This window comes from Candidatus Sphingomonas colombiensis, assembly GCA_029202845.1.
Lineage (GTDB): Bacteria > Pseudomonadota > Alphaproteobacteria > Sphingomonadales > Sphingomonadaceae > Sphingomonas > Sphingomonas colombiensis.
This window is the reverse complement of sequence record CP119315.1, coordinates 2,531,863-2,553,263: the sequence shown is the minus strand read 5'-3', so window position 1 is coordinate 2,553,263 and position 21,401 is coordinate 2,531,863. Positions and strand designations below refer to the sequence as shown.

Annotated in this window: 16 protein-coding genes; 6 read left to right on the top strand and 10 right to left on the bottom strand. The window is 63.2% G+C overall.

Annotated features, from left to right (window positions below; translation table 11 throughout):
- The first annotated feature begins 36 nt into the window (after nt 1-36).
- The 5 genes from pstS (at nt 37) to phoU (ending at nt 4,557) form a co-directional block, all read left to right on the top strand.
- On the top strand, nt 37-1,101 hold the full coding sequence (gene pstS / locus P0Y64_12275) for a phosphate ABC transporter substrate-binding protein PstS (protein WEK42167.1): 1,065 nt from the start codon (nt 37-39) through the stop codon (nt 1,099-1,101).
- 71 nt (nt 1,102-1,172) lie between these two features.
- Nucleotides 1,173-2,108 carry a phosphate ABC transporter permease subunit PstC gene (gene pstC / locus P0Y64_12270; GenBank protein WEK42166.1) on the top strand — a complete coding sequence of 312 codons (936 nt, stop codon included), beginning with the start codon at nt 1,173-1,175 and terminating at the stop codon, nt 2,106-2,108.
- A 20-nt stretch (nt 2,109-2,128) separates the two neighbouring features.
- Nucleotides 2,129-2,977 (top strand): phosphate ABC transporter permease PstA, encoded by an 849-nt coding sequence (pstA, locus tag P0Y64_12265; protein ID WEK42165.1) that lies wholly within the window; start codon nt 2,129-2,131, stop codon nt 2,975-2,977.
- Nucleotides 2,978-3,856: a phosphate ABC transporter ATP-binding protein gene (locus P0Y64_12260; GenBank protein ID WEK42164.1), complete on the top strand. Its 879-nt coding sequence runs from the start codon at nt 2,978-2,980 to the stop codon at nt 3,854-3,856. It abuts the gene before it with no gap.
- An 8-nt stretch (nt 3,857-3,864) separates the two neighbouring features.
- On the top strand, nt 3,865-4,557 hold the full coding sequence (gene phoU, locus P0Y64_12255; GenBank protein WEK42163.1) for a phosphate signaling complex protein PhoU: 693 nt from the start codon (nt 3,865-3,867) through the stop codon (nt 4,555-4,557).
- Nucleotides 4,558-4,700: 143 nt separating this feature from the next.
- Here phoU and P0Y64_12250 read toward each other — a convergent pair whose 3' ends face one another.
- From P0Y64_12250 to P0Y64_12225, 6 genes are all read right to left on the bottom strand, one after another.
- Nucleotides 4,701-5,840, bottom strand: a complete 1,140-nt coding sequence (locus P0Y64_12250; protein ID WEK42162.1) for an alpha/beta fold hydrolase — start codon at nt 5,838-5,840, stop codon at nt 4,701-4,703.
- Between the two features lie 99 nt (nt 5,841-5,939).
- On the bottom strand, nt 5,940-6,881 hold the full coding sequence (locus tag P0Y64_12245) for an alpha/beta hydrolase (GenBank protein WEK42161.1): 942 nt from the start codon (nt 6,879-6,881) through the stop codon (nt 5,940-5,942).
- A gap of 110 nt (nt 6,882-6,991) precedes the next feature.
- Nucleotides 6,992-8,617, bottom strand: coding sequence for an alkaline phosphatase D family protein (locus P0Y64_12240; GenBank protein ID WEK42160.1), 1,626 nt, complete (start codon nt 8,615-8,617; stop codon nt 6,992-6,994).
- A gap of 91 nt (nt 8,618-8,708) precedes the next feature.
- Complete coding sequence (locus P0Y64_12235; protein WEK42159.1) at nt 8,709-11,771, bottom strand: TonB-dependent receptor; 3,063 nt, start codon at nt 11,769-11,771, stop codon at nt 8,709-8,711.
- A 365-nt stretch (nt 11,772-12,136) separates the two neighbouring features.
- Nucleotides 12,137-13,276, bottom strand: a complete 1,140-nt coding sequence (locus tag P0Y64_12230) for a hypothetical protein (protein ID WEK42158.1) — start codon at nt 13,274-13,276, stop codon at nt 12,137-12,139.
- A 109-nt stretch (nt 13,277-13,385) separates the two neighbouring features.
- On the bottom strand, nt 13,386-14,840 hold the full coding sequence (locus P0Y64_12225) for a L,D-transpeptidase family protein (protein WEK42157.1): 1,455 nt from the start codon (nt 14,838-14,840) through the stop codon (nt 13,386-13,388).
- Nucleotides 14,841-14,996: 156 nt separating this feature from the next.
- Here P0Y64_12225 and P0Y64_12220 point away from each other — a divergent pair, with 156 nt between their 5' ends.
- Nucleotides 14,997-15,977 carry a phosphoribosylaminoimidazolesuccinocarboxamide synthase gene (locus tag P0Y64_12220; GenBank protein ID WEK42156.1) on the top strand — a complete coding sequence of 327 codons (981 nt, stop codon included), beginning with the start codon at nt 14,997-14,999 and terminating at the stop codon, nt 15,975-15,977.
- A 111-nt stretch (nt 15,978-16,088) separates the two neighbouring features.
- On the opposite strand, the gene P0Y64_12215 is transcribed toward P0Y64_12220, so the two are convergent.
- From P0Y64_12215 to P0Y64_12200, 4 genes are all read right to left on the bottom strand, one after another.
- Nucleotides 16,089-16,850: an SDR family oxidoreductase gene (locus P0Y64_12215; GenBank protein WEK42155.1), complete on the bottom strand. Its 762-nt coding sequence runs from the start codon at nt 16,848-16,850 to the stop codon at nt 16,089-16,091.
- Nucleotides 16,851-16,892: 42 nt separating this feature from the next.
- Entirely contained in the window at nt 16,893-17,663 is a 771-nt protein-coding gene (locus P0Y64_12210; GenBank protein ID WEK42154.1) for an SDR family NAD(P)-dependent oxidoreductase, read from the bottom strand.
- A 41-nt stretch (nt 17,664-17,704) separates the two neighbouring features.
- Nucleotides 17,705-19,996 carry a TonB-dependent receptor gene (locus P0Y64_12205; protein WEK42153.1) on the bottom strand — a complete coding sequence of 764 codons (2,292 nt, stop codon included), beginning with the start codon at nt 19,994-19,996 and terminating at the stop codon, nt 17,705-17,707.
- 222 nt (nt 19,997-20,218) lie between these two features.
- Complete coding sequence (locus tag P0Y64_12200; protein WEK42152.1) at nt 20,219-21,343, bottom strand: nuclear transport factor 2 family protein; 1,125 nt, start codon at nt 21,341-21,343, stop codon at nt 20,219-20,221.
- Between the last annotated feature and the right edge of the window lie 58 nt (nt 21,344-21,401).

Here is a 21,401-nt window from a genome sequence, read left to right as displayed (position 1 = left end):
GCGTGGGGGCTTCCAACGCGAAACAGGCTCGCTTGCATGCGGCAAGATCTCTCATGGAGCAGATATGTTCAGGAAATTCGTGATCGGCGTGGCGGCCGTGGCCGTTGGGTGGCGCCGCGATCGCCGCCGATATCTCGGGCGCAGGGTGCGACCTTTCCGGCGCCGATCTATGCGCGCTGGGCCGAGCTTTACAGCCAGCAGGCCGGTCAGCGCATCAACTATCAGGCGATCGGCTCCGGCGGCGGCATCAAGCAGATTCAGGCCAGCACCGTCGATTTCGGCGCGAGCGACAAGCCGCTCAAGCCGAGCGAATTGAGCGCGGCCGGCCTCTATCAGTTTCCGACAGTGGTCGGCGGCGTGGTGCCGGTGGTCAATTTCAACGGGTTGCGTGGTGGGCGCCTCCATCTCACCGGACAGGTGCTGGGCGACATCTTCCTCGGCAAGATCCGCCGCTGGAACGATCCGGCGATCGTTCATTTGAACCCCGAATTGCGCATCCCCCCCACCGCGATCACGGTCGTGCATCGTTCGGATGGCTCGGGCACGTCGTTCCTGTTCACCTCCTATCTGTCGATGAAGAACCCGGAATGGGCAAAGAAGGTCGGCGCGAGCGATGCGGTGCAATGGCCGACCGGGCTTGGCGGCAAGGGCAATGATGGCGTCACCGCCTTCGTCAAGCAGACGGCCGGCTCGATCGGCTATGTCGAATATGCTTATGCCAAGCAGAACCACCTGCCCTATGTCGCCGTGCAGAATAAGGCCGGGAAATATGTCGCGGCCGATGCGGCCAATTTCGCCGCTGCCGCCGCGGGCGCGCGCTGGGCCAGCGCACCCGGCAATTACCTGCTGTTGCTCGATCAGCCGGGCGCTGCCGCATGGCCGATCACCGGCGCAACCTTCATCCTGATGCACCGCAATCAGACGAATGCGGCCAACGGTCAGGCTGTTCTGAAGTTCTTCGACTGGGCGTATAAGAACGGCGACGCGGAAGCCGCGAAGCTCGATTTCGTGCCGCTGCCGGCCGCGGTGAAAGCCGCGATCCGCAAGCAGTGGGCGAGCAACATCACCGCCGGCGGCAAGCCGGTTTACGTGCCGCGCTGAGCCGATCGACTATTTCGGGACGGCGCCGCTCGGCCTGGCGGGCGCGCCGTCCCCGCAAACAAGGAACAGCGATGAGCAATCCCGCGATGGGCGGCCGGGGTCGATTGGCTGAAGACATTTTTCGCTATCTCTGCTTCGCGGCGGCGACATTGCTGCTCGCGATCCTCGCTGGCGTGGTGATCAGCCTCGCGATCGGCGGCTGGCCGGCCTTCGCGAAATTCGGGTTCGGCTTCCTGACGGCGGAGACGTGGAACCCGGTCAGCGACGTTTACGGCGCGGCGGGGCCGATCATCGGCACGCTCATCACCTCCTTCCTGTCGCTCGCCATCGCCTTGCCGCTGGCGATCGGCGTCGCGGTGTTTCTCACCGAATTCGCGCCGCAACCGCTGGCCCGGCCGATCTCGGTCGCGGTCGAGCTGCTCGCGGGCATTCCCTCGATCGTTTACGGCATGTGGGGACTGTTCGTTTTCGCGCCGTGGTTCGCGCAGACGGTGCAACAGCCGCTCGCCGCATCGGTGACGCCGGGTTCGTGGCTCGATACGCTGACGCAGGGCGTGCCGAACGGCGCGAACATCTTCACCGCCTCGATCATCCTCGCGATCATGATCCTGCCCTATATGGCCGCGGTGTTTCGCGAGTTGCTGCTCACCGTGCCCGCGCAGGTGCGCGAGGCCGGGTTCGGCATCGGTTGCACCCCGCTGGAAGTGACCTGGCGGATCTGCATTCCCTATGTCCGCACCGGCGTGCTCGGCGTCATCATGCTCGGGCTCGGACGGGCGCTGGGCGAAACGATGGCGGTGACGTTCATCATCGGCAATTCGCACGGCGCCCCGAAAAGCCTGTTCGATTCCGGTTCGACCATCGCCTCCACCATCGCCAACGAATTCGCGGAGGCGAGCAGCGACATGCACAGCGCCGCGCTGGTGGCGCTGGGCTTCGTACTGTTCCTCATCACCTTCGGCGTTCTCGCGCTCGCGCGGATGCTGCTGGCGAGGACGACGCGATGAGCCGCATCGGAGACCGCGCCATGACCACCATTTCCCCGCGCGCGCGCCGTCGCCTGATCGCCAACGCGATCTTCGTGGCGGTGTGCTGGCTGACCGCGATCATCGCGCTGGGCGCGCTGGCGCTGATCGGCTGGTCGCTCGTCACCAAGGGCATCGGCGGGATCAACGGCGACCTGTTCGTCATGTCGCAGCCAGCACCCGGATCACGCGGCGGCCTGCTCAACGCGATCGTCGGTTCGGTGATCCTGTGCGGTCTCGCGATGGTGTTCGCGGTGATCGTGGGGGTGCTCGCCGGCACCTGGCTATCCGAATATGGCGGCCGCACGAAGCTGGGGCATGTCGTGCGTTTCCTCAACGACGTGCTGCTTTCTGCGCCGTCCATCCTGATCGGGCTGTTCGTATCGGAATTGCTGGTGCGCCATGTGATTGGTCACTTTTCCGCCTTCGCCGGCTCGGTCGCGCTGGCGATCCTCGCGCTGCCGATCGTGACGCGCACGACGGAGGATATCCTGCTGCTCCAGCCCGCCGCGTTGCGCGAAGCCGGCATGGCGCTCGGCGCGACGCGCGCCTTTGTCGTGCGCAAGGTGGTGTGGCGCTCCGCCGCGACCGGGTTGCTGACGGCGGTGTTGCTGGGGTTTGCACGCATCTCGGGCGAGACGGCACCGCTGCTGTTCACCTCGCTCGGCAATCAGTTCTTCAGCGCCAATCTGTTTCAGCCGATCGCGAGCCTGCCGACGACGATCTTTCAGTTCGCGCTCAGCGCCTATGACGACTGGCAGCGGCTCGCCTGGGCCGGCGCGCTGCTGATCGCGGCATCGGTTCTCGCCATCAACATCGCCGGGCGCGCGATCATTCACAGGAAATCGTAAATGGCCACGATCGAGCATGACACGCCCGCCGCGCTGGAGCGCGCGATCATCCCGCCGCCGCAGGACAATCTGATCCTAGAGGCCCGGAATCTCGACTTTTTCTACGGCAAGAAGCAGGCGCTCTATGGCGTCGACCTTCCCGTTGAGCGCAACAAGATCACCGCGCTGATCGGGCCGTCCGGTTGCGGCAAATCGACGCTGCTGCGCACATTGAACCGGATATACGATCTCTATCCGGGGCAGCATGCGGTCGGCCGCATCACGCTGGATGGGCAGGAAGTGTTGGCGGACAAGGCCAGCCTCGCCCGCTTGCGCGCGCGTGACGGCAGTGCGACGGAAATCCCGCAAAAGCAGATGGACCTCGCCACGTTGCGGGCGCGGATCGGCATGGTGTTCCAGAAGCCGACGCCGTTTCCGATGTCGATCTACGAAAATATCGCGTTCGGTGTCCGCCTCTACAAACGCGTTCGCGGCAAGGAGATGGACGAGATCGTCGAACGCGCGCTGCGCCGCGCGGCACTATGGGACGAGGTGAAGGACAAATTGCGCGAATCCGGCCTTGGCCTGTCAGGCGGCCAGCAGCAGCGGCTTTGCGTCGCGCGCGGGCTGGCGATCGATCCCGAAGTGCTGCTGCTCGACGAACCCGCGTCTGCGCTTGATCCGATTTCCACGGCGAAGCTGGAAGACACGCTGAACGAGCTGGTCGGCAATGTCACGATCGTCATCGTCACGCACAATCTGCATCAGGCGGCGCGTTTGGCGCAGCACACCGGCTTCATGTTTCTCGGGCGAATGATCGAATTCGGCCCGACCGAGGAATTTTTCGCCGCGCCAAAGCTGAAGCGCACGCGTGATTATGTCACTGGCCGATTTGGGTGAGATAACAGATGGTTGATAACAGTGGAACCGGCGATCGCCACACGGTCGCGGCGTTCGATATCGAGCTTACCGGGTTGCGGAACGCCGTTATCGAAATGGGTGGGATGGCCGAATTCGCGCTCGTCAACACGATGCGCGCGCTGGACGAGGGCAATAGCGCGCTCGCCCAACAGGTGATCGAGGGCGATCACGCGATCGACGCGCTGGAATCGCAAATCGATCAACGCGTCCTGCAAACGCTCATGCGTCGCTCACCCTTCGCGGACGACCTGCGCGAAGTGCTGATGGCGCACCGCGTTTCCGGCTATCTGGAGCGGGTGGGCGATTATGCGAAGGGCGTCGCACGCCGCCTGCAACTCGTGCAAACGCCGGCGGAGCGTCGCGCGGCAAAGATGCTCAGCGAGCTTGGCGCCAAATCCTATGACATGCTGGTCGGCGCGCTTGATGCTTACGCCGCGCGAGACCCAGAAAAAGCCAAGATCGTCTATGATGGCGATAAGCAGATAGACGAGGAATATCACCGCGTATTCATGTCGTTGCTGACCAAAATGTCGAGCGATTCCTCCGTCATTCCGACAATCGGACAGCTTCTGCTTTCGGCAAAAAGCCTGGAGCGCGTGGGCGATCAGGCAACAAACATCGCGGAACTTGTCTATTTGACATATACCTCAACGAAGCTCGAACCCCGCTCGACGGTCTGACCGGCTAGTAGCCGAACGACGGGCGCCTCACCGCAAGGCGCGGCGATCGTGGATCTTGAGACGGGCCTTTCCCGCCAATCGATCGCGCAAGTAACGACGGGCGTGGCGTACGCATTAAACGTCGGCGTGGCGCGTTGGCGCAATCAGCGCGCGCAATTGCCCGAGGTTTGATGACCGGCGAAGCGATCATTGATCCAGGGGATTGCGGCGCTGGCGGAGCGTTTGCCCACGCTGACGTGATCGCCGCCGTCGATGGACATGAATTGCACCACAGCCCGGCGGCGGCATAACGCCGCGACGAAATTCCTGGTCACCCCCGGCGCGACGATCGCATCTGCGCCACCCTGGGCAATGAACATGGGAACGGTCAGTTTCGCGGGATCGATCGAGTTTCGCTCCATCAGCGCGCTCCACCGGGGCGATGCCGCGAGATCGACATTCCTGAGCTGCATCGCGAGCCGCAGCATGCCGATCTTCGTCCGGAGCTTGAATCCGTCCAGCGTGACGCAATTCCGCGCAAGGGCGTGAATCAGCGTTGCCGTCCCCGGCTTGACGACGGTGGTCAGCGGCAGCGAATAGACCTTCTCCCAACTGCTGGCGGTATAAGCGGTGAGGAATGCGCGCACGGCGGCGTTGGTGCCCCCGGTGAGATTGGCCTTCAGATCCGTCGGCGGGGCAGCGGCTGCGACGCCGACCAGTTGCAATTCGGGCGCGTAACGCGCCGCCTCGATTGCCGCCCATAGGACCGAATAACCGCCGAGGGATTCGCCAAACAGGGCATAACGCCGGCCCGCATTGGCCTGCGGCATGGCTCGCGCGGCGCGGACTGCATCGATGACGCTGTGCGCGCTCGCCACGCCGACAAGGAAGGGATGAGGCCCGGCGCTGCCGAGCCCCTGATAATCGGGCGCCGCGACAACATAGCCCGCCGCAAGCAACGCGTTCAGGCCGGCGATCTGATCGTAGAAACCGGGCTTGTCGGACAGTCCACAACTTTCCGCAACGCCGGAAGCCCCATGTGCCCAGACGACGACATTGCGCCCGCCTGCCGGCGCTCGGCCGGACGGCACGATCACCGCGCCGGTCACGACCACCGGCTTTCCGGCCGGATCGGATGAGCGATAGTGAATGCGATAGGCGGAGGCGCCAGCCGGCGCGCCGGACAGGCGCGCGCTCGCCGTCACCGCGCCGGGGCCCCCATGCCGGGCGCTGGCCGCCAGCGCGGGCGAGGTCATCAATATCGCCGCGACCGCGACAAGGAGCGTACGAACAACGGAGATCATGAAGTTCTCCAAATCGCCATCTCAGATATGAATGGCCTTATATGTCGAGGATCGCCGCGCTCAAAACCTCCCGTCGAATTTGTCGCTGTCCCCTGTTCGTCAGCCGTGAAGAAACCGGTGCAAGGCGTCGCGGCTGGCGCTGCGGGTCGCCGCGCTGATCCGCGCCGATGGCACGATATCGTAACCGTGGAATCCGCCCGGGAAGACATGCAATTCCGTCGGCACGCCGGCGCGCAGCAAGCGGCGCGCATATTCGATGTCCTCCTCGAGAAAGAGATCGAGCGAGCCGGTGGAAATGAACGCGGGCGGCAGCCCCGCCAGATCGGTCGCGCGCGCGGCGGCGGCATAGGGCGACACGCCCGCTATCCCCGGCTCATGCCCCAGCAGCGCGGACCAACCGAAGTGATTGTTCGCCCGATGCCAGATGAACTCGCCGACATAGGGGTGCGGATCGACGGCGCTGCACGTGCGGTCGTCAATCATCGGATAGATCAGGTGCTGAAAGGCGAGCGAAAACTCACCACGGTCACGCGTCAGCAACGCAAGCGCCGCGGCAAGGCCCCCGCCCGCGCTTTCGCCCATCACGCCCACCCGCGCCGGATCGATATCGAGCGCCGCCGTGTGCGCGAACAGCCACCGCAGCCCGGCGTAGCAATCCTCGATCGCGCCGGGGAAAACCGTTTCGGGCGCCAGCCGATAGTCGACCGACACAAGCACGCATCCCAGTTCCTTGACCAGCGGGCGGTGCACGCCCTCCAGGTCCTTCGCCGCGCCCAGCACATAGCCGCCGCCATGGATATGATAGATGGCAGGGAGCGGCCCCTCCACCCCGTCCGGACGATAGATATGAAGGCCGATGCCCGGCGCACCATCCGCCCCCGGCACGGTGCGGCGTTCGAGCGTCACCCCGATCGCTTCGGACGGCGGCAATGGGATCACGCGCTCTCGTGCCACCGGGAGCAGGTCGGCCGTGAGCGTTGCGGTCGGCCAAAGATCGAGCAGCGCCGCGACTTCCGGATCGACAAGATGGCGGGTCGACATGGCTTCTCTCCTCATCTGCCGTTCCGGGCCTTTTGCGGATCATGGTTTCAGCGGCGCCAGAACGCAAATCGCGGCGCGCCGGCCGCACGATCAGCCTCCCGCCTTGAAGCTCATGCCGAGAAAACGCGTCTCCCGCGTTCGACGAACATCCGATGCGTTCCCGCCAATGCGGTGGTGCGGGATTTGATGGTCTGCATGAACAGCCAGTCGCCGGTGACGCGGGACGGGGTGACTTCGATCATCATATAGCCGCGCCGGCTGGTATCGGCCCATTTCAGCTCTGGATTGGCGGCGACGAAGCCGCGCGCGACAACCGCCGGATCGACGCCCATTTCGCCTTCCATCCCGTTCGAGGTGACCGCCTGCCCGGCGAACTCGACGCCGGCGGGCTTGCCGCCCTCCTCCAGCGCATATGCCCAGGCATTGTGGCTGTCGCCCGATAGCATGACGAGATCGGCATCGGCCGCCTGCGCGGATCGCAGCAGCCGCGCGCGCGCGGCGGGATAGCCGTCCCACCGATCCATCCACATCGGCAGCCCGAGCGCCGCCGCGCGGATATTGTCCCGGAAACTAGCGAGCTTGCGCTCCGACGCGCCGCTGCGCAGCCACCCTGCGGCATCGCGCGGCATCACCGTGCGCCCCATGATCGTGCCCATCCCGACGAGTTGCCACGCCGTCGTGCGTGCATTCGCCTTGAAGGCATGGGCGAGCCAGCTCTCCTGTGTCGTTCCGAGCATGGTTGCGGAGGGATCCTGCCACTCGCCGTCGCGAAAGGCTTTCAGCGCGGCATCAGGATTGGCGTCGCGGAGCGCGGCGCCGATATCTGCCTGCTTCGTTCGCGCGAGCAGCCGGGATTCGGTGCGATAGAGTGTCGCGAGCGCGCCGATCGGATAAGCCTTCCACGGCTCGTCCGACACCGGCATCCACTCGCGATAAACCTGTATCGCGGCGGCGCGGCGGGCGTTCCAGTCGCCTTCGGTCGCGGGCTGATGGTTCTGCGCCCCACCCTCCCAACTATCGTTCGCGCTTTCGTGATCGTCCCACAAGGCGACCATCGGTGCCATTTGATGCAACCGCTGAAGATCGGGGTCCGCGCGATAGCAGGCATAACGCAAACGGTAATCGGCGATCGAGAGGATCTCGTGATCCGGCTCGACGATGCGCCCCGCGAGCAGGTCCGCCGGCCGGGGCGAAGGCTCGCCATATTCGTAGAAATAGTCGCCGACATGCAGCCACAGATCGAGATCGTTGCGCTCGGCCGCATGGGCATAAGCGTTGAACCAGCCGTTTGGCAGGTTCGAGCAGGAAAAAACCGCCAGTCCGAAACGCGAAACCTTGCCCTGCGGCAGCGTTTTGGTGCGGCCAGCCGGGGACTTGCCGCCATCGGGAGCGACGAACCGATACCAATAGACGGTGCCGGGGCTCAATCCGTCGATCGTCACCTTGGCCGTCCAGTCACGATAAGCGCCTGTGCGCACCGTGCCGCGCGCCACCACCTTCGCGAAATCGGGATCGAGCGCCACCTCGGCATCCAGCCGGATGATGCCTTCGCCCGCGTTCGGGACATAGCGTGTCCACAGCAGCATCGAATCCGGCCCCGGCTCCCCGCTCGCGACATTATGGGTAAAGCCTTGCGCGCCAAGCAATTGCGCCAGCCCGCTCCGGGGAAGCGCCAGCGCGCCCAGCCCGAGCCCAGCGCCAAGCACAAGGCTACGGCGATCGATATGCACAACCATATGATTTCCCTTCGTCGAACGAACGCGCCTCATTCTGTCGTGACCGCACTGGGGAAAGATGCGGCCACGACAGCCGGCTAAAAGCGGGGGATCAGAAAGTGCCCTTGATCCCGACGTTCCACATCGATCCGTAGATGCTGTATTGCTGCACACGGCTCGGAATGTTCGAATAGATCACGTCGGGCGCGTTGAAGATGTTGCGCCCCGCCACCATCAGTTCGAAGTTTTTCGTCACCTTATAATTGACGCTGACATTCCACAGCGTTCGCGGCGCATGATAAAGGATGCCGTTATTCGCCGTCGTCGGCGTATTGCTGAGCGCGCTGGTGCGGTATTTCGACTGCGCATTGCCGGTCAGCTGAATATCGAACCCACCACGGCTATATCGCGCACCCCAGTTCGCGGCGGTCTTGGGCATATTCTGCCGCACGCCATCGGTGAAAAGCTGCGTAATCGAGCCGCGCAGGCCAAAGCCCTTCAGCGCCCCCGGCAGGAAGGTCATCTGCTGGTCGTATTCGAACACCACGCCCTGATTGACGCTCGTCCCCGGCGCATTCTGCGCGCTGCGGAACGTGTAGCCGGCATAGTCATTGGGATCGTATCCGACATCCTCCGGGTTCACCGTGATGCCGGTGACCTGCATATCCTTCATCGCAAGCCGATAGTAAGACAAAGCGATGATGCCCGACGGCTCCAGATAATATTGCAGGCTGGCGTAATATTTCGTCGAATGTTCCGGCTTCAGCTCGGTATTCGGCACCGTGACGATCATGTTATTGTCATCGACCGAAACGACACCGCCGAGATTGCCGTAATCCGGGCGGAGGATCGCCTGGCTGAAGGCGAGCTGTCCGACCAGTTTGTCGGTGAAATCGAACTTCACCCCACCGCTCAGAAACCAGTCGTCATATTGCCCGCGCCGCTTGGTGTAGAGCCCGTCATGATATTGATAGAGCAAACCTTCGACGGTGCTGAGCGACAGGCCCGCGGCCGTTACCTCTTTCGCCGGGCGGATCTGGGCGACGAGCGCGGATGTTTTGGTCTTTTCATAGCGCAAGCCAAGATCGAACGATGCCCGACCCAGCTTCGCCTGCGCCTCGACATAGCCCGCGTAGATCGTTTCCTGAATCCGCTTGTTGTTATCGAGCCTGCGCTTGAGGTTGCCGACCGTATCCGCGACGAAATATTCCGGGTGCGCGCGATAAATATCGTATAGCGCGTAATTGCTGTCGGCGCGCCAATTCTGCGCATTCATATTGCCGGCATCGAAACCGTTAATCTGGAACTTGTAATTCTGCGTCCACGGAATCACCGCTTCCGGCGCCATCTGCGAAAGATCGCCCGTCGGCCCGACATATTGGAATTGCTTGAACGAGCCCTCGTTGGTGCTCCAATCGTTGGAGCGACCGCTCAAACCGGCCATCAGCGTCACCGGCATTTCGCCGACTTCCAGCTTCTTCTTCAGATCGAGATTGCCGCCATACATTTTGTTGCGGGCGTTTGATTCCGAAGTGCGAACGTTGTTGCCGATATCGGCATCGCGATTGAAGCTGGTCGGATCGCCCCATGGGCGGCCGGCGGTCTGCGCCAGCGTCCAGGCGTTCGAATCTTCCGAAGGGCGATCGAGTGTGAAGCCGATCCCGGTGAGCCAGGAATCGGTACGCTGGAAGAAGCCCTTGCTGTTATCGCGGAAATTGAATTCGGATGTGGCGTAGCTGCCGCGCAGTGCCGCCTCCCATGTATCGCCCTTATATTCCAGGCGCGGCGCCAACAATTTCGACGGCGTGCCGGCATAGCGATGCGAATATTGCGTGTGCAGCCGGGTATTGGTGCCATTCGGATTGACCACGATGTGCGTGCCGCTCGAGCCCGGCGCAGTCTGCGATGCGGTCGTCGTGCCGAAGATCAGATAGGTATATTGGTTGAAATACTCGACGTCATAAAATGAATAGGTGCCACGCAGCGCCAGCGTCAATTCATCGGTGATCTTGTAATCCACCGCGAGATTGGCGGCGGTGCGGTGCGTCAGCTTCGGGCCGGGGCGCCACATCACCTGATAAGGCAATACGCGGCCATCGGCGAGATAGGACCAATCGGTCTGCACGCGATCCTGCTGGACGTAATTGGCATTGTAGCTGGCGTTGAACGCGATCCCGAGCCGCCCATCGAGGAACACATCGGCATATCCGATCTGCGCCGACGGGAAGATGCGCGGATGTTTCTTGTCGTCGGGGAAATAGATCGACGAGAATCCGGAATCCGACGTCCCCACGCCGCCAAGCTGAAACTTGATCTGCCGCCCATCGCGCTGAAAGGCATATTTGCTGCGCAGGTTGATATTGCCGCCGGGCGAATCCGCATCGAGGCTGGCGGTGAGCGTATTGTTCAGCTCGATCGAGTCGATGCCGGTGATCGACATCTGCTCGAACGAATTCTGCCGGCCGGCATTGTTGTTCGACGTCGCCGTCGCCATGCGCGCGCCATCGGTGGTGAAGGTGGAATATTTGGGATCGAGGCCGCCGATCCGCACCGCCGTCGCATCGACCTCGGTATAATCGAGCGAGATGCCGGGCATCGACTTCATGAACTCGCCGACGTCGCCCATCGTAAGCGCGCCGAAATTGTCCGCCGGAACGACTGTCTTGGCGTTGAGCGACACGCGGCGCTCCATCAGCGCGCTGGCCTGACCATCCCGCTTCGCGGTGATCGTCACCCATTCCATCTCATTCGCGCCCGACGCATCCGAAGATGGGGCCTTCATATCGATGTCCTGCATGGTAACGCCGCCGGGCGCGACGGTGACGACCGCCTTCGCTTCCTGAAGCCCGGTGTAGCGAACGGTGATCGTCACCTCACCAGCCGGCACGCCGACGAGGCGGAAGCTGCCGCCGTCATCCGAGATCGTCGATAGCGCGCTTCCCTCGATGCGGATTTCGGCGTTGCGAAGATATTCGCCCGTCGTCGTGTTCAGGATGCGCCCGCGCAGGCTGCCCGTGCCCATTGGCTGCGCCTGCGCCACCACCGGCTGCGGCGAGGCGGCGTCGGTCTGCGCATGTGCCGCGAGTGGAAACTGCAATGCGACAACTGTCGTCGCGACAAGCGAACGGCACAGCGCGATGCGCGACACGCGCGCGAAATCAATCCCGGAAATCATGGATGACGCCCCATTACTATTTAATATCAATTGGATGCCGGCCCGATGGGGCAGCGGCGGCCGACCGTTAGGAGCCTATTATGAAGCGGACATGACATCCTGAGGTAGATAAGATTACGACGACGCCAAATTTGGCGCGCGCCCCGCCGCTGGCATGATCTGCCGTCTCCACGCCGGAGCGCATCACGCGCTGCGCATGATCGTGGCCAGCCGCGCCAACTCGTGCCGCACCCTATGCTCATCAGATTGTGCAGATTGCTCGCCGGACGCGCGGGTGCGCCCCGGCGGCCATAGCCAGCGGCTCGATCAAAGACCGTCAGGCACGCCTCACCCGTGCGCCCACGGCCAGTGAACGGATCACTTCACTATTTGGCGGGAGACGATCGCTCTGCCAGCGGCGCGAACGGCCGGCCCGGATCGCCGGTCCAGCGCATCAGCGTCAGATCGGCGCGCTGCCGGCCCTTGTCGCTCGAATTGACGGCCAGATAATAGCGGCCGTCGCCGATCGGCTGGAAACCGACATCGGCTTTCTGATGCCAGCCGCGAATGCCGGTAGCCGGATCTTTGAGACCATCATCGGCGAGCGCCAGCAACGCGCCCTGCGCCCATCCCGTGCCATTCAAAGCCTGCACTCCGACGAGATCGCCGCGCGCCGGCCGGGTGCGCGCGTCCACCGCGAACAACAGATAATTGGGGAACCCCGGCTTTTTCCCCGGATAAACCCCCATGAACCAGCGCCGCAGCGTTTCATCATAGGCAAGGTTCTGGACGCCGAAAGTGGTGTTGCCGGTGCGGACGAAATATTTGCCGTGCGGAGCTGCGGGACCAATATGATGCGGCGCGTTTTCGCTGAGCGGGCGGGCATAACGCGCCCAGTCGCCGATATCATATTGCAGCAGCACCTGATGATCGTTGTCCGTCCGCGCGTTATCGCCATAAATGCCATAAGCGACCGTCAGATAGCGCCGGCCGTCGATCCGCCCGAACGCCGGGCCGAACGCGACACCATCGATCCCGGAACAACCGTACAGATGATCGGGGGAAGCGGTATCTGCCGCATCCACGATGCCGTCGCCGTTCAGGTCCGCCGCATAATCGCGCGTCACTTCGGGCAGATAGACCGTGCGGAACAAATCCGATTGGCTGGCCTCCACGCCAATGCGGCGGAGCCGGGAAACGTCGATCACCGCGATATAGAAGGCCTTGTCCTTCTTATATTCGAGCGAGCCGTAAACCTTCCCGTCGGCCGGATTGAAATCGAGATCGCCGAGATGCCCCGTCCAGCCCGTCAGCGTACCGATCAGCCGCCCGTTGAAATCATATTTGGCGAGGAGATTGGTGAAGGAATAATAGATGTAGCCGCCACGCATATCGACGGCGATCCCCTGCACATGCCCTGAGGCCCAGCTTCCGCCATGTTGCGTCAGCGGCGGGCGCGGCGCGGCATGGAGCGGAGAAGAAAGCGCGAGAGCGGCAAGCGGAAGCAGGGAGAATGCGGATTTCATCGACAGCGCGCAATTCGATCGGGACAAGGAACCGCCTCGCTAGGCACGCCCCGTTACAGCGAGGCGACAAAGCTCGGCAAAATTGCGCGCCACCCAACGGCCTCCGCCGTCACGGGCCAAGATCGTCAGCATTCGCGCGGAGCCGCCATCCCTTGCCCGCGCCAAAGCCAAGGGCCGTGGCGATGGCCCCGTTCCAGTCATACGGATCGCCGCGCACGATCGGCGCGCCGTCCGCGTCGAACAATACGGTCTGATACAGCAGACGCACCGGAATTTCGTGGGGAAGAGATACGAAGCTCTCCTTCCCCGTCCCCCGCGCGCGATGCCATTGATCGAGCACGCCCGCATCGCGCGCCAGCAAATCGGCGAAGCCGAGCGCGTCGTCGACGCGCACGCAGCCATGGCTGCGCTGGCGCTGCACCGCGGCGAAAAGCTGTTTGGCCGGCGTATCGTGCAGGTAGATCGATTCCTGATTGCGCATATCGAATTTGACCAGCCCCAGCGAATTGTGCGGGCCGGATTGCTGCACGATCCGCCCATCCTTCCGCATCATATGATTTCGCCGCAAATAGCCCGCGCCCTTGCCCGCGATCTCCTTGCGCTCGATCGAGCGCGGCACGGTCCAGGTCGGATTGGCGACGAGGCGGAAGATCGGCGATCCGAGCTGGGGCGTTTCTGCATCGGGCTTGCCGACGACGACCTTGCGCCTGTCGGCGACCTTGCCATCACGCCAATAGGTCAGCCGCGCGTCGGCGATGTTGACGTCGATCCGCGTCGCCGGCGGACTGCGTTCCAGCCAGCGCATTCGTTCCATGTTAACGGCAATGGCGCGCGCGCGATCCGCATCGGACAGATTGAGGATGCCCAGCACCTCGTCCCCGATCACGCCATCCTGTCTGAGCGCATAATCCAGCTGCAGCCGCCGCACCGCGTCAACCATCGCGGGATCATAACGACGCCCCTGAGCGGCGGAGGCATCGAGATAATCCAGCGCGACCAATTGCCGCGCGATCGCCGGCATTCGGGGGTCCGCCGCGCCCGGCCTGAGCAGCTTGCTCGTCGCGGGTATCTTCGCCGCTGGCTCGGCATTCTGCGCCCGCAGCGCGAGATAGGCTCGCCCCAGCTTGCGATAATCATCGTCTTGCGGCGCGAGGCTCTCCAGCCATTCATCGACCTTTTGCACCTTGAGCGCGTTGGCCAATCCGCGCCGCAGATCCGGCGACGGGCGCGGCAAGGTGTACGCGGGATACAATTTACCGGGATCGACAGCGCCCCGCGCCAGAGCAGCGGCATAGGCCAGCGCCACGCGGGTCAACCGCTCGCCGTCGGGCGGACCGCCCGTCCCGCCCGTGCTGCCCGTGTCTTCGAAACGGAAATGATCCAGTCCATGCGTCGCCCGCCGGTCGATCGCTTCACGGAGCTGACGGGCCGTAAGGTCATTCCATTGCGCCTCCGACGGCGCGGCCTTGTTATCGATTGGGGGAGGATCATTGTTTTGCGAATTGCAGCCGGACAGGGCCAGTGACGCGATCGCCAGCGACGAGCCAATCAGATTGAGGCGCACCCGTTTCTCCCGATTATCTCAACGACAAACGCAGCACCCGCGGCTTCGCTCCGGATGACGGGATTATCTCGACCGTGCGGGATTTCGATTTCGCCCCTGACAGGTGCCGACACTCGCGCTACGAGGCGCAGAATCGCTCGATCTGAGGAAGTGCACATGCCCGTTCGCGACTATTCCGCCTTCGCGTCACGGACGCTGGATGATGCCACCATCCCGGAACTTCCCAACCATTATCGCGGCAAGGTGCGGGATAATTACGACCTGCCCGATGGCCGCCGCATCATCATCGCCTCCGATCGGCTGAGCGCCTTCGATCGCATCCTGTGCGTCGTGCCGTTCAAGGGGCAGCTCCTGACGCAGACCGCGCGCTTCTGGTTCGAGGAAACGGCGGACATCTGCGCCAACCATGTGCTGGATTATCCCGATCCCAATGTTCTGGTCTGCCGCCGGCTGGATATCCTGCCGGTCGAGGTCGTGGTCCGCGCCTATCTCGCGGGGACGACGGACACCTCGATCCTGAAGCGCTACAAGGCCGGGCAGCGCACGATGTATGGCATGACGTTGCCCGATGGCATGCGCGACCATGAGCGCCTGGCCGCGCCGGTGCTCACGCCGACCAGCAAGGAATTTGATGGCGGGCATGACGAACCGCTCACCCCCGCCGAAATTCTCGAACGCGGGCTGCTCACCGCCGCGCAATGGGAAGAGTTGAGCGCCACCGCGCTGGCGCTCTTCGCGCGTGGCCAGAAACTGGCGGAGGAGCGCGGCCTGATCCTGGCCGATACCAAATATGAATTCGGCGTCGATCGCGACGGCAAGATCGTCCTCGCGGACGAAATCCACACCCCGGACAGCAGCCGCTACTGGCGGCAGGCGACTTATGAGGCGCGCTTCGACGCCGGCGAGCGCCCGGACAGTTTCGATAAGGACTTCATCCGCTCATGGGTCGCCGCGCGATGCGATCCGTACAAGGATGCGATCCCGGCGATCCCGCAGGATCTCATCCTCGGCACCACGGCCACTTATGTGGAAGCGTTCGAGACCATCACCGGGCGCACGTTCGAACCCGATCTCGAAGGCGCGACGGTGCTCGAGCGGATTCGCGCGCGGTTGGCGCCACTGTTTCAGGCGGGCTGAGCGCAACGAGCGGGCTCGACGAACGGCGCCCCGGCACCCCTGCCCTCCCGGCGGGTGAACTGAATCCCGCGTCCGGGCGGCTGGGCAGCATCGCCGCCGCTGCCCAGCCCGTCAGAGCACCGAAGCGCCGCCGTCGACCGCGAAATCCGCCCCCGTCACAAATGCGCTCTCGTCGGACGCCAGGAACAAGGCGCACGCGGCGACATCCTCAGGTTCCCCGATCCGGCCGAGCAGGATGCGGGCGCTCGCGCGCTCTTTCCACGTCGGATCTTCCATAAGCGGTTCGGTCTGCGCGGAACGGATCAGCCCCGGCGATATGGTGTTGGCGCGGATGCCGTGCCTGCCGCCTTCCGCAGCATATTGGCGCGTCATCGCCAGAACCGCGCCTTTGGCCGCGCAATGCGCCAGCGCGGGCAACGTGAGGGAGGCTTTGCGCGCGGCGGATGAGGCCGTGTTGATGATCGATCCGCCGCCGCGCGCCACGAGATGCGGCCAGGCGACGCGCGTGAGGTGGAAGATAATATCGACCTCTTCCTTCATCGTCCGCGAAAAGGTCTCGTAATCCATGTCCGCGACCCATGCGAAATAGGCCATCGCCGCATTGTTGTAGAGGATGTCGAAACCGCCATATTGATCGAGCGCAAAGGCGATCAACGCTTCCGCGCTATCCGCTGCCGACAGGTCGACCGGGTGGAGCGACGCCATGACACCCCCTTCGCGCCGCACCTCCTCCACCACCTTTTCCCCGCGCGCGGCGTCGATGTCGCAACCGATGATCTGCGCGCCTTCGCGGGCGAAGAGCAGCGCCGCCGCCCGCCCCATCCCACTTCCCGATCCGGTGATGATCGCGGTCTTGCCGGTCAATCGGCCCATGAAGCTTCTCCTATTCTCGACGGGTCGGCATGCCCGTTGTTCTCACTTGAGCGCCCAGCCACCGTCCACATTCAAAACCTGCCCCGTGATGAAGCGCGCATCGTCGGACACGAGGAAGGCGACCGGACCGGCCAGATCGTCCGGCTCGCCGGGTCGCTTGATGCATTGATGCGGCACGACAAGATCGGTGATGCTCTTCGCCTTGTCGGCGGAGAGCGAGGTTCGCCCCGTGCGCTCCTGCGGCTGGATCAGGCCCGGCGCGATGGCGTTTACGGTGATGTCATATGGCCCCAGTTCACGCGCCAGGGCACGGGTCAGCCCGACGATCCCGCCCTTCGCGGAGATATAGGGCGCCATCTCGGTCGGCAGGCCATAGTCGAACGTGGTCGAGGTGATGTTGACGATCCGGCCGCGCCGCGCCGCCTTCATCTGCGGAATGACGGCTCGGCTGCACAACCAGCTACCCGTCAGATTGACCGCCAGCGCGCGGTTCCACTCTTCGAGCGAGAACGTTTCCGCGCTCTGGACCGGGGCGAGCAGGCCACCAGCGTTGTTGACGAGAATAGAAACCTCGCCCAGCGCCGCCTGCGCCGCCGCCACGCCGCGCGCAACGGATGCCTCGGACGAGACATCCATGGCGATCGCGCATGCACGCCCCCCTGCCGCCTCTATCGCCTCCGCCACCTCGCGGGCGCCCGCCTCGTTGATATCGGCGATCGCAACCGCCGCCCCCCGCGTCGCGAGCGTCTCCGCATAGGCCCGCCCCAACCATCGCGCGGCGCCGGTGATCAGCGCAACTTTCCCTCTAAGCACCCGCGACTCCTCAAGCTGGTTGGGGCGGCCCGATCCTCCGCCTAGAATTTCACGCTTGCTTCGATCGAGATGTTGCGAGACGGATCGACCCAGTAAAGTGCCCGTGGCACGGTCGTGATGGGCGCGGGCAACATGAACGCGCCGGAGGTCGTCAACTTGTTCGTCAGGTTCGTACCGACCAGCGCGACGTGCCATCTGCTATCCGCAGGCGACAGCTCGATCCGGGCATTCAGCTTGGCGAAGCCCTTCTGCAAACCATAAAGCGGGCTTTGATCGTCCGAGTTGAAGAATTTTGAACGCCCGTCGACCGCTACGGTGGTGTTCAATTTGAAATCGCTCGGCAAATCCATTGCGTGATGCAGCTGAACATTTCCGCTGAACTTCGAAATATTCGGCAGCGGAGAACCCGCCAGATTGTTGGCGAGAACGCTTGCCGGATTGAGCGGATTGCATTGGCTGATGGGCTGGCTGGCCAAACACTGGGCGCCCGGGAAGTCATCATATTTGACATCCTGATACGCGGCGGTGGCGGTAATATCGAAATTGGTCACCGGATACCAGGTCAGTGAGCCTTCGATGCCCTTGCCGCTGGCTCTGGCCGCGTTACCTACCAGATAACTCTGAACGTTCGCATTGTAGGTAGAAACCTGAAGATCATCGAATTTGATCTTATATATTGCCGCATTTGCAACCAGCCTGCCATCGAAGAGCGTGCTTTTCACCCCGAGTTCGAAATTCTGCGAACGTTCCGGATTGAACGTGAAGTTCGCGCTCGTCGTGCCGTAAGTATTCGAAACGAACCCGCCCGATTTCGATCCCTGACCGTAAGTCGCATAAACCATAACGCGACGATTGATGTCATATTGCAGCGTCGCCGACGGATCGACCTTCCCTTCGCTGAGCGAGCCAACGGCCGTGCTCGCCGGCCTGAGCGGGAACGGTCCCTGATCCTGCGCGCCGCTGAAAGACCCGTGTTTCGAGGTGTGCGAATAGCGCAGGCTGCCGATGAGCCGCACTTGATCCGTAAAGTGGAGCACGCCTTGCCCGAAAATCGAGTACGATTCCGCGCGCTGCTTAAAGTTACTGTGCAGCAGGAAATTACCAATCGCCAGACGATACTGGCTTCCCTGCCCTACTTCATATCGCGAATTGTCGTAATACGCGCCAATGATGTAATCAAACATCCCGCCGACGGGAGATTGCAGGCGAATTTCCTGAGAGAATTGCTTGAATTTTTCTGGATAGCTATTGAAGACGCTGGCGGTCGTAATGCCACCGCCCGGAATGGTCTGGTCGAAGTTATTGACGTGCCCTGCCTTGAAATAAGAATAACCAGTGACCGAGGTCAGCGTATATTCGCCCAGATGCAGATTGCCCGTGCCGGCGATGTTCCACGATGTCGTATCGAATCCTGCCGGCCCAAGCACTGAATCATCGACGTTATAGCGGGTCAGAAGAGGTCGCTGCGCCGTGGTCAGCGGCCCGGAAACCGTGACGCTGCCCCGGCTTTTTGCGTGACCATATTCGGCCTTGGCGAAATAATCGAAATCGCCGCTCGAATATTTGGCGCTCAGGCGAACGAGCTGGGATTTGTTCGTCGGCTCGCGGCGATCGAGCGCGAGATTTTTCATATAGCCATCGTTATCGACGACCTTCCCGGCCAGTCGCACGCTCAACCCGTCGGCCAGCGGCCCCGACACGAAGCCCGACAATTCATAGCCGTGAAGGCCGAAATTGTAGATTGCGGTCGCGCTGCCCTGCAGGGTCGAGGTCGGTTGCGCCGAGATGACGCTGATCGCGCCGGCGGCGGTATTCTTCCCGAACAGCGCGCCCTGCGGCCCGCGCAACACCTCGACCCGCTCCTGATCGAAAAACGGGAAGGTGAATTGGCGCGACTTACCGGCATAGATGCCGTCGATGTACAGGCTGACCGATTGATCGAAGGCATAGTTCTGCGACGGCGAGCCGAAACCGCGCATATAAATGACCTGGTTGCCGCCGACTTCGCCGACGCTCATGTTCGGCACGCTCAGCGCCTTGAAGTTATCCGCGTGGAAGGTGGCCAAATTCTTGGCGGACAGAACCTCCATCGAAATCGGCACGTCCTGAAGCCGCTCCGCGCGCTTCTGCGCCGTAACGACGATATCGGGAGCGCCCACCGGCTGAGCCTTCGCCGCGTCCGCCCCGCCGCCGTCAGACACCTGCGCCAATGCCGGGCTCGCGAGGCAAATCGCTCCCGATGCAACGCCGACCAATAGATGCGTTAATTTCAGCCCCATAAGATCCTCCCCGCGTTTGGTTCGGCCCATTTTTTGGGCCTGATTATTAAACACCGCAGATACTTTGAATACGAAACGATATTGCGCCCGTCAATCGTTCGTCATCGAATTATTCGCTCTCTTAGGGGTGGCGGGAACGAGGGGTGGTATCCGCAAAACCGGCGTGTTCGCAGGATGCAAAGGGCCCGATGGCGGACGCTAGGTCCGCGACGTCACCCCTCGCGCGCGGCAAACACCCCCGGGCCCGGCGCGCATGAGCGGGCGTCGGCGACCGGGCTAAACCAGCTCCGCGCGATCCCCGAGAAGGCGCGCGACGACTGGTCGCGACACATCGGCATCACCGCGCTGACCGCGAAACGTCTGCGGCACCGCGTTTAGTCCGCCTTCGTTCACGGGGCGATCGTTGCGCCATTCCACCAGTGTCTGGCGTTCGGCGATCTTCCACTGTCCGTCCCGCCGCTCGAAGCGATCGATGTAGCGGCCACCGGCGACGCCATCATAATCCTCAGTGCGACCATCCCAGAGCGCCGCCGCCGGCGCGCTCGACGGCACGCGATGATATGCCGTGACATACGTCTCGACGTGCGCGACCTCGCCATCGAAAGCGATCAGCATGTTGCCGGTCTGGTGATGCGTCGGCCCCAGCGCCCCCATCGATCCACGCGCGGCCGCCACCATCTCGCGCCACGGGCGCACCTTGTCGAGTATCCGGGAGGTCGCGTCATCGTGGAAAACGTGCGCCATCAATTCCCAGCGATGTCGATCGACCGCATGGCAGAAGCGATTGACCACATCGGCGATCTCGGCGCGCGCCGCGAGCTGATCGAGATGCGGCGGCTCGGCCTCGCTGCGTCGCCACCCCGCCACGACGGGCGCGGAGACGTCCGCATCCCCGAACGCGCCACGGAATTGCGCCGGCACGCTGGCCAGCGCGCCCTCGCTGACGGGGCGATAGTGACGATATTCGGCAGCCGAGCGGCGTTCGGCGATGCGCCATCGGCCGTCGCGCTGCTGGAAGCGATCGATATAGCGCGCGCCGAAAACCGCGTCATAGGCTTCGCCCGTGCCGCCGAACGGACCTCCCGCAGGAGCATCGGCCGGCACGCGATGAAACGCGGTGACATAGGTTTCGACATGGGCCACCGCGCCATCGATCGCGATCTGGATATTGCCAACCTGATGGTGCGTGGTTTCGACATGCTCTAGCAACGTCGCGCCCTGCGCGACGAATTCACGCCACGATCCACCGATCACCGAGAGATGGCAGATCGCATCTTCGTGAAACACGCTATCCATCAGCCACCAATTGCGACGATCGGTAGCGTGGCAATAACGGTGAATTACGTCACCGATCTCCGCTCGCGCCGCAAGTGCCGCCATATCATAGTCGCTCGGACGCATGGATAATCTCCTCTCCCTTGCGGGGTGAGTGCGTTTTTCCGCACTTCCTTCCCCGACG